Here is a 16,873-nt window from a genome sequence, read left to right as displayed (position 1 = left end):
CCTACTGGACCCGGATGCGCGGATTGAGGAACGCGTAACCGACATCGGAAATGAGCTGCGTGATCAGCACGATGAACACTGAAACCAGCGAACAGCCGAGCAGAAGATCGATGTCGTTGTTGCCCGCGGCCTCGACCAGCGTGTAGCCGAAGCCCTGGTAGCGGAACATCACCTCGACGATGACGACGCCGGTGAGCAGCCAGGGAAACTGCAGCATGATGACGGTGAAGGGCGCGATCAGCGCATTGCGCAGCGCGTGCTTGACCACCACGCCGCGGAAGGAAAGGCCCTTCAACCGCGCCGTGCGGATATATTGCTGCGTCATCACCTCGACCATCGAGGCGCGCGTCATGCGGGCGATATAGCCGATGCCGTAGATCGCCAGCGTGATCACCGGCAGGGTGAAATTGTAGAAGGTGATGCCCTGGCTCGCCGAGGCGGCCGAGCCGTTCAGCCAGCCGAGCCATGACGCGAAGACGACGGTGAAGATGACCCCCGACACATATTCAGGCGTCGCCGTCGAGGCGATGGAAGCGACGGAAAGCACCCGGTCGGTTCGTGACCCCTCGCGCATGCCGGCGAGAATGCCGACCAGCAGCGAGACCGGCACCATCACCCCCAGCACGCACAGCATCAGGATGCCGGTGGCGCCGAGGGCCGGGAACAGCTTGGCCGCAACGGTGGTCTTGAATTTGGTCGAACAGCCGAAATCGCCCTCGAGCACGCCGGAGAATGTCGGCACGGTCGGGTCGTTGCAGAAGGTGAAACGCTGCGTCGTCTTTCCGGTCGCCGGATCGGTGATCGGCTGCTTGGGCACGACGCCGAGCCACTGGCCGTAGCGCGAGAAGAAATTCTGCCGGTAGCCGTGGTTGACCAGCCAGCTTTCGAGCTGATCGGCCGAGGTGTGCATTTCGGTCTGGCTGATCGCCAGCTTCTTCAGATTGGGTTCGAGATTGACTAGGAAGAAGACGACCAGCGTCAGGCACAGCATCGTGAGCAGAATTGTGCCGATGCGTCTGATGATGAATGAGAACATGCGTGCCCCCTGCCGGCCGGGTTGGGGTCAGATATAGTCAACCCTGTGACGAAAACCTTGTGACGTCACGCCGCCGCTGCATCTCATGCAACGGCGGCGATCCTGCGAATGCGAAGGGCCGTGCGCCCCTCGCATTCTTCAAGCTGTGGGTCACGCCTGATCGAGCCAGACCTTGCCGAAATCGTGCTCGTAGGTCGGGTGCATCGAGTGGTTCTTCACCTCGGGCTTGATGTTGATGTAGAGCTTGCGCCAGTACGGCTGGATGATGATGCCGGACTCCTGCAGCATCGTCTCGATGTCCTTCATCACAACCTTGCGCTTCTCCGCATCGGCGATGCCGAGCGCCTCGTTGACCTTCTTGTCGAAGTCCGGATTGGCGTAAGCCGTCTCGTTCCAGGCTTCGCCCGTGCGGTAGGCGATGGCGATGACCTGGATACCCAGCGGACGCATGTTCCAGTTGGTTTCCGAGAACGGATATTTCGTCCAGTCATTCCAGAAGGTCGAGCTCGGCAGCACGGTGCGCTTCACCTTGATGCCGGCTTCGCGCAACTGGGCCGCGATCGCGTCCGTGGTGTTCTTGTGATAGTCCTCGTCGTTGCTGATCAGTTCGTGCTCGAAATCGATCACGCCGGCTTCCGTCAGCATCTGCTTGGCCTTGGCCATGTCGCGCTTGATCTTCGGCAGTTCGACATATTCAGGATGGATCGGCGCGACATGGTGGTTCTCGGCCGGCGTGCCGGCATTGCCGTAGCCAAGCTGCAGCACCACCGAATTGTCGACGGCCAGAGCCATTGCCTGGCGCACCTTCTGATCGCCATAAGGCTTGGCGTTGACGTTGAAACGCGACACCACGGTGGCCGCGGTCACGACTTCCGAAGCCGGCGCGCCGACGCCTTCGATGATCTTGACGTAGTCGGCGGTCGTCTCGTGGTTGGTCTGCACTTCGCCCGATTCGAAGGCGGAGACAGTCGCGGCCGGATCGGTGCCGTAGTCGATGAACTCGACGCCATCGAGGAAGGCCTCGCCCTGCCACCATTTGCCGGTGGTGCGGCGCTTGTAGACGACCTTCTGGCCGACATCGTAGGAAACGAGTTCGAACGGACCAGTGCCGATCGGGCAGTTCTTGAAGTTCGCGCCCTTCTCGTCGAAGGTCTTGTGGACGATGAGGCCGGGATAGTCGCACAGGTTCGGGATGATGGCGATATCGGGCTTGGTCAGCTTGAGCTTGACCGTCATGTCGTCGACCTTGACGACCGAGCCTGCGCGCAGCTTCTTGGTCGTCTCGTCGACGAGGCTGCCGAGGCGGCCCGGCATCGAGTTGCCTGCCGCCGACTTGTCGGCCCAGCGGGTGAAATTGTAGATCACGTCGTCGGCGGTGAATTTGTCGCCATTGTTCCATTCGACGCCCGGCCGCACATGCAGCGTGTATTCGGTAGCGTCGTCATTGATGTCCCAGCTCGCCAGCAGATACGGCGCGAAGGTGTACTCCTTCGTGTATTTCACCAGCGGCTCGAGCGCCTGGCGTTCGGCATTGGAAATTTCCGACCAGTCCGCCGTGCGCGGATCCTTGGGATCCTTCACCGACATGGCGACCTTGATCACGCCGCCCTTCTTGCCCTGCACGTCCTCGGCTCTGGCCGGGGTCGGAGCGGCAAGGCCGAGCAGTCCGTAGGCCATGGCCGTCGACGCACCGAAGACGCTGGCAAGCGCCAGGAATTCGCGACGATCCACCGTTCCTGCCTTGGCTTCTTTGGCCATGGCCAGGATGTGATCCGGAACGCTGTCGCCGTTGCTCTTATAAATCGTCATGACTAACTCCCATTGTTGGCTTTCCGCCGATTAACATTCCGCATCCAGGCCATGATGTCAAAGACGGCGTGGAATGGGAACATGTTAGCGAATGTGCAACTTTGAAAAGGGAGCGGTTCGCGCGATAGCGACAGTCTTGGCGCAAAAGTGCTAGTGCGCCCAGATTTCGCCAAAATCTCTTTTTGGCCATTAAACTGAGACATTTGCACGGCTTGCGACAGCGCCAGTTCCAGCCTTTGCAGGGGCCAGCCCCTCAATATTCCTTTTCGTAGAAGATGCCGCCCTTGGCTTCGCCGGCGTCGGTCGCCTCGCCGCGCAATTTGACGCCACGCCCGACATTGAGGTCGATGGTCGCCTTGCCCGAACCCGGCTTGTCACCCTTCTGAATGGTCACATAGGTACGGTCGTTGAGGTACTTGCCGGCGGACACCGCCGTGCCGCCCTGGCTATCGGTGGTGACGTCGAGATCGTCGACGCCAATGGCGCTGCGCAGGTTCTCCAGCAATGACGTCGAGCCGCCGACGCCGGCCAGCTGCCCGGCCGCTTCGGCCAGTTGCGCGATCTGCAGTGGCGACAGGTTCGACATCGAGCGGCCGAAGATCAGTTGCGCCAGCACCTCGTCCTCGGGCAACGCCGGCACCGAGGAGAAGGTGAATTTCGGATTGGTCGCCTCGCCCGACACAACGATGGTGACGGTGGCGCTGGTCGTCGTCGTCGTCGCGGTCAGGTTGAGGTAGGGCACCAGCGAGCCGGAGAAGCCGACCGTTCCCTCGGTGAAGGTCAGCCGCTTGCCGAGGATCGACAGCCGGCCGCGCTGCAGGGTGAAGGTGCCGACCGCCTGCGGCGACGAGGCCGGACCGGTCAGCCTGAGCGAGCCGCCCAGTTCGGCGTCGACACCCCTGCCCTGGATGAAGATCTGGTTCGGCGCATTGACGGTGACGTCGAGCGCGAGCCCGCTGCCGCCGCTCTTGCCGCTGGTCGTCGCCGGCCGCAGTGCCTTGTCCTGCGCCCTGACGGCACCAGGCGCATTCTTGTGCTTGACGTCGAGCGCCGAGAGCGAGCCCGGCAATTTATCGGGAACGGTGATGACGGTCTTGGCGAGATTGACGGTTCCGGCAATCGCCGGCGCCGATGTCAGCGGCCCCTTGATCGTCAGGTCGCCACCGAGATTGGCGGTCACCACGCGCCCATCCGTATAGCGCCCGTCGGTAAGCTTGATCGACAGATCGGCCGGAAAACCTTGCGCCGGGTTGATGCCGACCGTGCCGCTGGCCGACAGGCTGCCGCGTGTTGACAATGTTCCGGTCAGCCGGTTGATCCTGGCGACGCCGCCGCCGATCGAGACATCGGCCGTGAGGTCGTTGACGGCCAGCCCCGAGCGCGCATCGACCAGCCGCGCACCCGATGTGCTGACGCTGCCGCCGATGACGGGCGAAGTCGCCGGCCCGCGCACCTGGACATTGACATTGGCGGTTCCCGTCAACGCCAGGCCTTGCGCGGCAAGCTTCTGGCTGAGGATGCCGAACGGCACGGCGCCGTTGAAGTCGAGCACCAGTGCCGGCGTGCCCGCCGTGGTCACCGTGCCGCCGCCCTTCAGGCCAAGGCCGGCGCCGTCGCTGACATTGGCGTTGAAGGTCAGCTTTTTGCCGGCAAAAGTGCCGGACGAGGACACGCTCACCGCGCCGACGCCGGCACCCCGGGTCTGCGATGTCTGCACACCGGCCGCGTCGATGTTGAATGCGACGGCGGGACTGGCCGGCGCGCCCGTCACCTTCACCGTACCGGAGATCGAGCCGGCGGCATCGAGGCCAGGCGAAAAACTGTTGGCGAGCGACATCGGCACCTTGGCGAGCGTCGCATTGATGTCGAGCGCTTGCCCGACCTTGCCGGTGACCGTTGCCGTGCCGCCGCCAAGGTTGAGGACCAGCCTGTCCAGCGTCGTCGTACCGTTGGCGATGCTGACCGTCGAGGCCTGGGCGATTGCCGCCTTGATACCCTGCACGGTCGCCTGGCCGGAGGCGAGTTCGATGGTGGTGGTGCCATTGGCCACCTTCACGCGGCCCGCGGCCTGCGCCGGAATGCCCTTGACCGTGGCGCCGCCGGAAAAGCCGGTCCAGTCGCCGTCGCGCTTCAAATCAACGTTGATGCCGCTGATCACGGTACCGCCCGATGTGACGGTATCCGCTCGGATCTTGCCCGAGATCACCGGCGCGGCGAGGTAGTTGGCGATCAGCGCATCGATGGAAACGGCCTTTGCCTGCAGGTCGCCGCGGGTGATCGAGGCGGTGGCAGCCTTGATGGCGACTTGCGGCGCTGCGCCATTCCTGGTGAAGGCGATCGTGCCGCGCACGTCGCCCTCGGCCTTTTCCAGCGCCAGCGCCGCAAGCGGCCCGATATCGGGCAGATCGAGCGAGATGGTTCCCTCGGGCACGAACTTGTCGTCCAGCGCCAGATCGCCGGAGATCTTGTTCTTGCCCAGCGACAGCAGCAGGCCGTTGATGGCGCTCTTGCCGTCCGCCGTCGCCAGCACCGCGCTGCCTTGCAAGGCTTGTCCCGCGACATTGCCGGTGAGCTGCACATTCGCCGCCGGGTTGGCGGCATCCGCCTTGCCGGTGGCAGTGAGCTTCAGCCCGGTGATCTCGCGCTCCGCAACCAGCAGGCGATCGCTGTTGACCGTCAGCGACAGATCGGGCGCGACGGCCGGTCCCTGTGCGCTTAGCGCAAAGGCAATGGCGCCCTTGGCGTCCTTAGACAGCGGCGAGATATCGGCAAGGGCGCCGGTGATGTCGGCCGCCACCTTATTGTCGGCAAGGCTCGCCTGCCCCTGTGCGGTCAGTCCACCCGACGCCAGCTTCAGCCCATCGACATTGATACTGCCGTTGGGATCGCGCTTCAGTGTGGCGCTGATCCGCGCGCGTTCGCCGAGCATGCCGCGCGCCGCGGCCGGCAAGGCCGACGACGGGGCGTCCGCGCTCAGCGTAAGGTCGATGGCGCCGTCGCGCAGCGATACCTGGCCGGCGACCTGGCTGTTGAGCGCATCGCTCTTGAGCGAGCCACTGTCTATGGCGACGGAGTCCGGTGTCAGCCGGGCGTTGAGCGCGGCCGTGACCTTGCCGGCGATCAGCGGCGCGATCGCGGCATTGTCGAGACCGACCTTGTCGACCGACACCGTGCCGGAAACCGGCCCGGCGCGGTTCCTGAGATCGAACGCGTCCGAATGCAACGCCAGGACAAGCCCGTCCACCTTGGCCGGACTGGTGGTGACCGACGGCAGGATCGCGGAAACGTCCAGGCGGGCCTGCGTGCTCTCGCCCGCCACCTTTGCCGACAGGGACTGGACCTCGATCTTGACCGGGCTCTCGGCGCTGCCGACCGTCAGCAGCAGGCTGGGACCGGATGAGATGAGATCCAGCGCGAAATCGCTGGCGCCATTGGGATTGATCGTACCGGCGGCCTTGCCGGAAATCTTCTCGCCCGAGAGCGTCGCATGGTCGAGCGCGACGCCGCCAGCCAAAGTGTAGGCGCCGGCCGCATCGACAGCGAGCGTCCCGAGCCCGGCCTGGCGGGTCTGGCTGGTTTCGACGCCGGTGAGCTGCGCGTCGAACCGAACCTGTGGAGCAGCCGGCGTTCCGGTCACCTGCGCCGTGCCGCCCAGCGTACCTACGGCATCGAGCCCGGGCGCGAAATCATTGGCAAGCGCCGCCGGCAACGCCGAGAACTGTGCGGCGAGATCGAGCGTCTGGCCGGCGCTGCCCGACAACGTCACCGCGCCGCCGCCAATGTCGAGCGCCAGTCTCTCGATGCTGGTCGTGCCATTGGCGATGGTCAGTGTCGAGGCCTCGGCGATCGCCGCCTTGATGCCGCGAATCGTCGCCTCGCCCGAGGAGATCTCGACGCTGGTGGTCCCCTCGGCGATCTTGACCCGGCCGGCGGCTGTCGCCGGAATGCCTGCAATCGTCGCGCCGCCGGTGAAATTGGTCCAGTCGCCATCGCGCTTCAGGTCGACACCGATGCCGCTGATCTCGGTGGCGCCCGCCGTGACCGCGTCAGCCTTGATGGTGCCCGAGATCGCCGGCGCCTTGAGATAGTTGGCGATCAGCGCGTTGACGGCGATCGTCTTGGCCGTCACCTCGCCGCGCGCGATCGACGAGCTTTTCGCATCGATGGTGACGGACGGCGCCTCGCCATCCCGAGCAAAGAGGATGGTGCCGTTGATGTCGCCGGTCACCGCCTGGCCGGCGAGTGCCGCCAACTGGTCGACTGCCGGTGCGGCGAGCGTCAACGTGCCGAGCGGCATGAACTTGTCGTCAAGCGCGAGGTCGCCAGAAACCTTGTTGTCGCCCAGCGCGACGAGGAAACCGTTGATCGAGCGCTTGCCCTCGCTCGTCACCAGCGCCGCCTTGACGTCGAGCGGCTGGTCGTTGACGGCGCCGGTCAGCGAAACATCGGCGGAAGGGCTTGCAATGTCGGCCTTGCCGCTCGCCGTCAGCTTGATCGCCTTCACGGTGCGGCCTGACGCCGTCAGGCTATCGCTGTCGGCGGAGACGGTGAAATCCGGCGCCGTCCGGGCGCCGCTGGCCGACAGCGAGAAATTGACGCCGCCGGCAACCGGCACGCCGACCATTGGCGACAGCACCGAAACGTCGCCCAGCGTGCCCTTGATGTCGGCCTGGATGTCGGTTCCTTGCGCGCTGGCGGTGCCGCTGGCGCTGAGCGAACCGGACGTCAACGAGATCGAATTGGCGGCAAAGGCGCCTTGCGGATCGCGCGTCGCGGCGGCCGAGAATTTCACCCGCTCGCCGAGCACGGAGCTGATCTGCGGCGGCAAGGCGGTCGACACCGCATCGGCGTTCATCTTGAGCTGCATCGAGAGGTCGGCAAGCGCCACCGTCATCGTCAGCGAAGCGTTGAGCGCATCGGAGCGCATTGTGCCCTGGTCGATAGTGATGGCATCCTTGCTCAGCGATCCCGCCAGGTCGACATCGACCTTGCCGGTGACCAGCGGCGCCAGCGTCGCCACATCGGTCTTCAACCCGCCCGCCGTCAGCTTGACGGCAACCGGACCGGCGCGGTTCTGGATGTCGAAGCCGTCGGAATGGATTTGTGCCGCCAGATCGTTCAGTTGCGTGCCGCCCGCCACCACCGAGGCCAGCGAAGCACCGATATCGACAATCGGCGCCTTGCCGTCGCCGAACGCACGGGCGGTGGCGTTCCTGATCGCCAGCGTGATCGGTTGCGCGGCACTTCCCACCGTGATCTGCACAGGCGCGCCCTTGGCGGCAATTTGAACCGATAGATCGCTGGCGCCGGCCGGGTCGGCGATGCCGGTCGCGGTGCCATGGATGGCATCGCTTTCGATGCTGGCCCGATCGATGCTGATGCCGCCGGCCGATGTGGCGGTGCCGGCGACATCGAAGCTGGTCTTGCCGGCAAACAGCGGCCTCAGATTCTCCGGCAGGAAGGGCGCGAACTCACCATCGCCCTTGGCCTCGACGTGATTGCCCTTGTCGGTAAGCTGATGACGGCCCGTCAGTTGCGTGACGATCTTGCCGTCGACCGTGAACGTGGCGATGCCGTTCCAGTTGGCGAGCGGTCCCGTGCCCGAGACGGTTATGTCGACCGGCGGCGCGTCCGGCAGCTTGAGCAGATTGGCGATGATGCCGCCTGCCGGCTCCGAAGCCTTGAGGTCGAGGTCGAGTCTGTTGTCACCAGGCGCAAAGTGAATCTTGGCGTCGACATTGCCTTGCTTGCCGTCGTGGCGGGTGACGGCGAGCGTCGTTTCGACCGCCAGCGGCGCGGCGTCGGCCTTGAGCATCCCCTTGGCGGCAAGTTCGGCGATGCCGCTGCCGGCCAGTTGCGGGCCAAGCGCGATTTCGGGGAGATCTATCTGCTTGACGTCGATGGCAACCGGCAGCGTCGTTGCGCCGCCACTCGGCGGCGGCGGCTGCGTGCCGGCGACCGGCAGGCGTGCGAGTTCAATGCGCTCGGCGGCGATGCGGTCGGCACTGAAGCTTTTCGACAGAAGCGCCAGCGGCGACCAGTCGACGGCGACCTTGCGGGCAACCAACCAGGCGCCCTGGCGGTCTTCCAGCACGACATGATCGACGCTGAGGTTACCCGACCAGATTCCGTCGATGCCGCTGACCGTGATCTTGCGGTCGTCGTTCGAGGCCAATCGCGAAACGATGCCGGCGAGATTGTCGCGTCCGCGCTCGGTCTTGGTCAGCACGACAAGCGCGCCGATCACGCCTGCAACCACGATCAGCAGCGTGTAGAGGACAATGCGGAGGATGCGCCAGACGATCTTCATGTCAAAACGCCTGCCCGATGCCGGCATAGATGCCGAAATGCGGATCACTGGGGTCGCGGTTGAGCGGCACGGCCGCATCGATGCGCAGCGGCCCGAACGGCGTGACATAGCGCAGGCCGACGCCGGCACCGACCTTGACGTCGGAGAAGTTCGGAACCGACTTCGTCGACACCGTGCCGGCATCGACGAACGGCACGATGCCGATCGTGTCGGTGACGGCGATGCGCATCTCGACTGAGGTCTCGAAGAAGGACAGGCCGCCGATCGGCTGGCCGTTGAAATCCTTGGGGCCGATACCCTGATAGGCATAGCCACGCACCGAACCGCCGCCGCCGGAGTAGAAGCGCCTGTCGGCAGGCACGTTCTGCAGTCCAGTGCCGACGATCGAACCTACGGCGACGCGCTCGGCCAGCACGAACTTCGAGGCCGTGTCCAGCGACTGATAGGCCGAGCCCTCGCCCTTCAGCTTGAGGAAGGCCGCGCCACTCATGATGTCGTAGCTCGGCTCGGCATAGGCCAGGACCCGGAAGCCGCTGGTCGGGTTCAGCCTGCTATCCCTGTTGTCATAGACATATTGCAGCGGGACACTGGCGATCAGGTAGGTGTGTTTGCCGAACGCATCCGTGATCCTGGAATAGTCGAGCGCGACCTCCGCCGAGACGGTCTGCTTCTTGTCGAGTTCATAGGACAGGCCTGTGCTGCCCTTGACCGAGAAATGGTCGTACGCGTCCGGATGCTCGAGCACGGTCTTCACGCCGGCAAAGAACTTCGACGCCGGTCCGATCACGCCGGGTTTCTCGAACATGATGCCGGCATTGTAGTTCAGTTCGGACAGATTGTTGCTGCCGATGCCCGAGATGGCGCCGTCGATGCGCAGCTTTTCCGCGTGACCAAACAGGTTCCGGTGCCCCCAATAGCCTTCCAGGCCCAGCCCCTCGGTGTTCGAGAGGGTACCGCCGAGGCCGAAATAGCGCGGCTTGCGCTCGCTGACCTGAACGCCGATCGGAAGGTTGCCGTCGGCGTCGAGCTTGTCGGCTTCCTTGAAGGTCACGCTGTTGAAGACCTCGAGCGCCAGCAGCCTGTCGCGCGCGTCGCTGATCTCCTGCGGCGAGTACTGCTTGCCGCGCTTCAGCCCGGTCATGTACTCGGTGAAATCGCGGTCGACCTTCTCGGTGCCTTCGACCGTCGTCGCGCCATAACCGGCGACCGGCCCGGCCGCCACCGTCAGCGTCACGTCGAGCGTCGAGCTGGCATGGTCGGCGACGATCTGCCGGTCGGTCACCTTGGCCAGCGGCCTGCCCTGCTCCTTCAGCGTCCGCACGATCAGCGCCTCGGCCTTGAGCACGGCGCCGGACCCGGCGTCGCCGCCCGATATCAGGCCGTAATCGGCGCTCATCAGCCCGGCCGCATCGCCTTCAAGCCTTATGTTACCGAGGGTGAATTTGGGGCCGGTGGCAATATTGATCGCCACCGGGATCGGCTGCGGGCCCTTGAATTCGGCGTCCGGTGGCAAGTCGTCGAGCGGCTTGCCGTCTATGGTGATGGTGACCACGCCTTCATAGCGGGCATCGGCGTAAAGGGCGGCGACCAGTTGCTCACGGTCGCTGCGCGCCTTGGCCATGAGCCCGAGCGAACCCGAAACCGGGCGATCCTCGTCGCCCTTCAGCGCCGAGGCGTTTTCAAGCTTCTTGGTGAGGTCCTTGTCCGCGTCGGGCGCGTTGAGCGTCACGGCGTAGCGCAGGGGATCGACGATGTCGGCGTCCTGGTCGTTGGACGATCCCCACAGCTTGATGCCGAAAAGCTCGAAAGCAGCGGCGGTCCTTGATTCGGCGACCAGCGCGCTCGTGCACATCATGGCCAAAAGCAGGGCGCGCGGAAGGGCGCGCCCTGGCGCGGTCCTTCCTGACATCTGCTTTTCATGCGCCGGCATTAAGACAACCTAGGTTACAAAACTAAAATTGGAATGAAGTTCTGAAGCGCTCGTAAAGGGGCCACAATCCAATTGTCTGAAATAGGACGGGCTTGGAATTCACACCTTCTGCGTGTCCGCAAGAATGCGTGATCCCCTGTCCTATGGAGGTTACTGTCCGCATACCGGTCCTTGGCCGGAAAATAAACCGTTGGCAGGCGGCACCTGCCGCGTCCGCGCGTTGACAAGCTCGACTGAAGCTTGAACATGCCCGGACGTCTGCAATTGTCTGGAGGGTGTTATGACAATGCGCGCGGCTCGTGGTCTGTCGATCCTGATCCTTTTTTTCTTCGCTTGGGGAACTGTCGCGCAAGCGGCCGAGGCCCGGCGAATCGCAACGACCGACAATTCCGACTATTTCGGCTTTGACCTCAGATCCGACCAGAATGTCACCCTCGACCAGTGCAAGACGACATGCCTTGGCGATCCGGCCTGCCGCGCCTTCACCTACAACACTAAGGCCAAATGGTGCTTTCTCAAATCCGACTACAACCAACTGAAGCCGTTCAACGGCGCGGTCGCCGGCAAGATCGTCAAAGTTGACGGCGATCCCGATATCGGCGCCCCGCCGGAACTCGCCTTCTTCCCCAACTGGATGGCCGACCAGGCCCAGCAATACCGCAACAGGCTGCTTGGCCCGGCCTTTGACAAGCCGACCGAAGGCATGGCCGCCTTGATCAACTCGGCCGAGCAGGCCGTACAGACCGGCGACCATCGCTCGGCCATGCAGAAATACGAATCCGCTGTCTCGGTAATGCCTGACGATGGCAAGCTCTGGCTCAACCTGGCACGCGAAACGCTGGCCGTGCAGCCCGCCGCCAACACTTCCGAAGCGTCTACCTTGCCGATGAACGGCACGTCGGCCGCTTTCAACGCCTACAAGCTCTTGCGCACCACCAAGACACGCGCCGACGTGCTGGCCCTGCTCGGCGCCGGTCTCGACAAGCGCGATCTCTACCGGCCGGCGCTGCAGGCATATGAGGCGAGCCTGGCGCTGGTAACGTCACCGGCCGTGCAGGCCGACTATGCCGATCTGAAGGCCCGCAAGGGTTTCCGTGTCATCGACCACAGCGTCGACGCCGACACCAGCGCGCCGCGCATCTGCGCGCAATTCTCCGAGGACCTGGTCAAGACCGGTGTCGATTATGCGCAGTTCGTGACAGTCGACAACGCGCCGCCGAAGGGCGTCGAGGCCAAGGGCAAGCAGATCTGCGTCGAAGGGCTCGAACACGGCCAGCATTATGACGTCACCTTCCGCGCTGGCCTGCCGGCTGCGATCGGCGAAGTGACCGCCGCTCCCGTGGTGCTGTCGATCTACGTGCAGGATCGCGCCCCGTCCGCCCGCTTCACCGGCGACAGCTTCGTGTTGCCGGCTGGCGCGCGCCGCGGCATTCCTGTGGTCACCGTCAACATGAATGCAGCCGAGATGAAGCTCTACCGCATCGGCGACCGTTCGCTGGCGCAGCTGCTGTCGGGCTACCAGTTCCTTCACCAGCTCGACGGCTATGACATCTCCAACATTTCCGAGCAGATGGGCGCGCCGGTCTGGCAGGGCCAGCTCGACATCGTCAACGACCTCAACAAGGAGGTCACCACCTCCTTCCCGGTCGACGAAGCGCTGCCGCAGCGCAAGCCCGGCGTCTATGTGCTGACCGCCCAGGCCGTCAACGGCAAGGGCGACGACTACAATTCGATGGCCACCCAGTGGTTCGTCGTCTCCGACATCGGACTGTCGACCTATACCGGCCAGGACGGGCTCAACGTCTTTGCCCGTTCGCTTGGCTCGGCCAAGCCGATCGCCGGCGCCGAACTGACGCTGGTTGCCCGCAACAACGAGATTCTCGGCACCGCGACCTCTGATGCCGACGGCCATGCCGTCTTCAACCCCGGCCTGACGCGCGGTGACGGCGGCATGGTGCCGGCCGTTCTGATGGCCAAGCAGGGCGACAATGATTTCGTCTTCCTCGACATGTCCAAGGCCGGCTTCGACCTCTCCGACCGTGGCGTTACCGGGCGCGCGGCGCCCGGCGCGCTCGACGTCTATGCCTGGACCGAGCGCGGCATCTACCGCGCCGGCGAGGATGTCCATGTCGCGGCTCTTGCCCGCGATGGCGCCGCCAAGGCGGTCGAGAACCTGCCGCTGACCTTCATCTTCTCGCGCCCCGACGGCGTCGAGGACCGCCGCATCGTCAGCGACGGCGCTTCGGCCGGCGGCCATGCCGTTGACCTGCCGCTCGAAGCCAACGCCATGCGCGGCACCTGGTCGGTGTCGATCCATACCGATCCCAAGCAGCCGGCGGTGGCCAGCCAGATGTTCCTGGTCGAGGATTTCGTGCCGGATCGCATCGAATTCGACATGAAGGCCAACAAGCAGGAAATCGAGCGCGGCGAAACCGCCAACATCGACATCGACGGCCGCTTCCTCTATGGCGCGCCGGCGGCGGGCCTTGCACTGGAAGGCGAACTGACGCTGTCGACGTCCCGCGACTGGGACCGCTTCCCCAACTTTTCCTTCGGCCTCGCCGACGAGCAGTCGGCGGAGCCGACAGTCACGCCGCTGACCAACCTGCCGGTGGTCGGCGATGACGGCAAGGCGACCTTCCCGATCTCCGTCGACCAGTTGCCCTCGACCACCAAGCTGGTCAACGGCAAGGTGACGGTGCGCATGCGCGAAACCGGTGGCCGCGCCATCGAGCGCTCGCTCAACATCGGCATCCGCCCGCAAGGCCATATGATCGGCATCCGTCCGGACTTCGCCGATGACGAGGTGCCGCAGGGCGGCACGGCCAAGTTCAGCCTGATCGCGGTCGATCCGGCTGGCAAGCGCGAGGCGCTGAAAGGCGCGCAGTGGACGCTGGTCAAGGTCGAACGCAATTACCAGTGGTACCGCTCCAACAATTCGTGGAGCTACGAGCCGGTCACGTTGATCAAGTCGATCGCCAACGGCCAGATCGACCTCGGCGCCGATGGTGACGCAACCGTCTCCGTGCCGGTCGACTGGGGCCAGTACCGGCTCGAGGTGGAAACCTCCGATCCCGAAGGTCCCGCCACCAGCTACGAATTCGACGCCGGCTGGTATGTCGCCTCGACCACCACCGAAACGCCCGACGGCCTGGAGATCGCTCTCGACAAGGACAATTATGCCGCCGGCGAAGTGGCGAAGCTGAAAGTCTCGCCGCATTTTGCCGGCGAACTTCTGATCAATGTCGGTTCCGACAAGCTGTTGAAAACCATCACGGCAACGGTGCCGGCCGGCGGCAGCACCGTCGACATCCCGGTCGGCGACGATTGGGGCGCCGGCGCCTATGTCACGGCAACCCTGTTTCGGCCGGGCGACGCCCAGGAAACACGCATGCCGGCCCGCGCCATCGGCGTAAAATGGCTGACGGTCGATCCAGGATCGAAGAAGCTCGCCGTCACGCTGACGCCGCCGGACAAGACGACGCCGCGCCAGCAACTGTCGATCCCGGTTGCCGTGGCTGGCGTGCAGCCGGGCACCAACGCCTATGTCATGGTGGCCGCCGTCGATGTCGGCATCCTCAATTTGACCAACTACAAGGCGCCGGACCCGGAGAACTGGTTCTTCGGCCAGCGCATGCTGGGCATGGAGATCCGCGACATCTATGGCCGCCTGATCGATGGCTCGCTCGGCACCACCGGCAAGCTCAGGACCGGCGGCGACGGCGCCAACATGCAGGCGCAGGGCAGCCCGCCGACCGAAAAGCTGGTCGCCTTCTTCTCCGGCCCGGTCCAGCTTGACGCCGACGGCAAGGCACGCATCGACTTCGATATTCCGCAGTTCAACGGCACCGTGCGCGTCATGGCCGTCGCCTGGACCAAGGAAGCGGTCGGCCATGCGCAGTCCGACGTGATCGTGCGTGACCCGGTGGTCATCACTGCCGGCCTGCCGCGCTTCCTGGCGCCCGGCGACGCCGCCGTCATGCGGCTCGACGTGGCCGACACCGATGGCCCCACCGGCGATTATGCCTTCTCGATCGACACGACAGGCGACCTGTCGACGGGTGACAAGCCCCTGCCGCAGAAGCTGACGCTCGCCCAGGGCAAGCGCCAGACGCTGACCGTGCCGCTGATCGCCAAGACGCCGGGCAATGCCTCGCTCACCATCAAGCTGGCGCATGCCGACGGCACCAAGGTCGAGCAGACGCTGTACGTACCGGTGCGCCCGGCGCAGTTGCCGGTCACCACGCGCCTTGTGGTCGACCTCAAGGGCAATGGCGGCGCGCTCCGCGTCGACAAGGAGCTGTTGGCGGCAAGTCTGCTCGACGGCGCCTCCGTCAGCGTCGGCGTTTCGCAGGCGGCGGCCTTCGACGTGCCCTCTCTCCTGATGACGCTCGACCGCTACCCCTATGGCTGCGCCGAGCAGACCACCAGCCGCGCCATGCCGCTTCTCTATGTCAACGAGATGGCCTCGGGCATCGGCATGGAAAGCGACCCCGACCTGCATGGCCGCATCCAGGACGCCATCTACAAGGTCCTGAGCTACCAATCCTCGAGCGGCAGCTTCGGCCTGTGGGGTCCGGGTTCCGGCGATCTGTGGCTCGATGCCTATGTCAGCGAGTTCCTGACCAGGGCGCGCGAGCAGAAATACGAGGTGCCGGCGCTGGCCATGAACCAGGCGCTGAGCAATCTGCAGAACTCGCTCGGCTACGACCAGAGCGTACAGGACCGCGGCAGCGAGATCGCCTACGCCCTCTACGTTCTGGCCCGCAACAAGAAGGCCTCGATCGGCGACTTGCGCTACTATGCCGACACCCAGCTCGAAGCCTTCTCGAGCCCGATGGCCGTTGCCCAACTGGCGGCGAGCCTTGCGCTCTACGGCGACACACAGCGCTCGGAGGCGACGTTCAAGACCGCGTTGCAGCTGGCCAAGTCGCAGACCGACTACGACTGGTACCGCTCCGACTACGGCTCGGCGCTGCGTGACGGCGCGGCGATGCTGTCGTTGGCGGCGGAATCGAAGCCGGTGTCGACGATCGTGCCGGAACTGATCAAGCTGGTGACCAGGGAACGCGCCGAAGTCCGCTGGACCAGCACCCAGGACGATTCCTGGATGCTGCTGGCGGCCCGCGCGCTGAAGGAGGGCAATGACTCGATCACGCTGACCGTCAATGGCGCGCCGCATTCGGGCGGTTATTCCAGCCAGGTCAACGGCTCCGAATTGGTCGACAGCCCGCTCGAAATCGCCAACACCGGCAAGACCCCGCTGCAGGCCGTCGTCACCACCGTGGCATCGCCGATACAGCCCTTGCCGGCCGGCGGTGACGGCTTCACCATCAGCCGCACCTACTACAAGCTCGACGGCACCGAAGCCAATGTGACGGAGGCTACCCAGAACGAACGCTATGTCGTCGTACTCAAGGTCACCGAGCAGAACAGCTGGCCGTCTCGCCTTCTGGTCACCGACCTCTTGCCGGCGGGCTTCGAGATCGACAATCCCGGCCTGGTCTCCAGCGCCCAATTGACGAACTTCTCCTGGCTGGCACAGACCGACGCCGCGCATCTTGAATTCCGCGACGACCGTTTCGTCGCGGCGTTCAACCCGGCCGACGGCGACCACGACCACAATCTGACGCTTGCCTATGTCGTGCGCGCCGTGACGCCGGGCACCTACGCACATCCGGCGGCAACGGTGGAGGACATGTACCGGCCGCAATTTTCGGCCCGCACCGCCACCGGCATGATGGAGATCAAGGCGCCGTAAGGCGCCTTGGCGAAGATGAACACGCCG

At 64.8% G+C, this 16,873-nt stretch carries 5 protein-coding genes; 1 reads left to right on the top strand and 4 read right to left on the bottom strand.

The window, feature by feature from the left end; translation table 11 throughout:
• Position 1: 1 nt before the first annotated feature.
• From A3AU_RS0100530 to A3AU_RS0100515, 4 genes are all read right to left on the bottom strand, one after another.
• A complete protein-coding gene (locus A3AU_RS0100530; protein WP_027051027.1) occupies positions 2–1,036 on the bottom strand; it encodes an ABC transporter permease in 1,035 nt (344 codons plus the stop codon).
• Positions 1,037–1,186: 150 nt separating this feature from the next.
• A complete protein-coding gene (locus A3AU_RS0100525; RefSeq protein WP_027051026.1) occupies positions 1,187–2,845 on the bottom strand; it encodes an ABC transporter substrate-binding protein in 1,659 nt (552 codons plus the stop codon).
• Between the two features lie 253 nt (positions 2,846–3,098).
• Positions 3,099–9,155 carry a translocation/assembly module TamB domain-containing protein gene (locus A3AU_RS0100520; RefSeq protein ID WP_027051025.1) on the bottom strand — a complete coding sequence of 2,019 codons (6,057 nt, stop codon included), beginning with the start codon at positions 9,153–9,155 and terminating at the stop codon, positions 3,099–3,101.
• Position 9,156: 1 nt separating this feature from the next.
• Positions 9,157–11,085 carry an autotransporter assembly complex protein TamA gene (locus tag A3AU_RS0100515; RefSeq protein ID WP_027051024.1) on the bottom strand — a complete coding sequence of 643 codons (1,929 nt, stop codon included), beginning with the start codon at positions 11,083–11,085 and terminating at the stop codon, positions 9,157–9,159.
• A 280-nt stretch (positions 11,086–11,365) separates the two neighbouring features.
• Between A3AU_RS0100515 and A3AU_RS0100510 the strand changes: the two genes are divergently transcribed.
• Positions 11,366–16,846: an alpha-2-macroglobulin family protein gene (locus A3AU_RS0100510; RefSeq protein WP_027051023.1), complete on the top strand. Its 5,481-nt coding sequence runs from the start codon at positions 11,366–11,368 to the stop codon at positions 16,844–16,846.
• The last annotated feature ends 27 nt before the right edge of the window (positions 16,847–16,873 follow it).

This window comes from Mesorhizobium erdmanii USDA 3471 (genome assembly GCF_000472705.1).
Taxonomy (GTDB): Bacteria; Pseudomonadota; Alphaproteobacteria; order Rhizobiales; family Rhizobiaceae; genus Mesorhizobium; species Mesorhizobium erdmanii.
Note: the sequence above shows the minus strand (reverse complement) of the source record. Positions and strands in the feature narration are given on the sequence as shown.

Coding starts and splice junctions, on each gene's coding strand:
- A3AU_RS0100525 (WP_027051026.1), bottom strand. CDS start 2,845: ATGACGATTTATAAGAGCAACGGCGACAGCGTTCCGGATCACATCCTG.
- A3AU_RS0100520 (WP_027051025.1), bottom strand. CDS start 9,155: ATGAAGATCGTCTGGCGCATCCTCCGCATTGTCCTCTACACGCTGCTG.
- A3AU_RS0100515 (WP_027051024.1), bottom strand. CDS start 11,085: ATGCCGGCGCATGAAAAGCAGATGTCAGGAAGGACCGCGCCAGGGCGC.
- A3AU_RS0100530 (WP_027051027.1), bottom strand. CDS start 1,036: ATGTTCTCATTCATCATCAGACGCATCGGCACAATTCTGCTCACGATG.
- A3AU_RS0100510 (WP_027051023.1), top strand. CDS start 11,366: ATGACAATGCGCGCGGCTCGTGGTCTGTCGATCCTGATCCTTTTTTTC.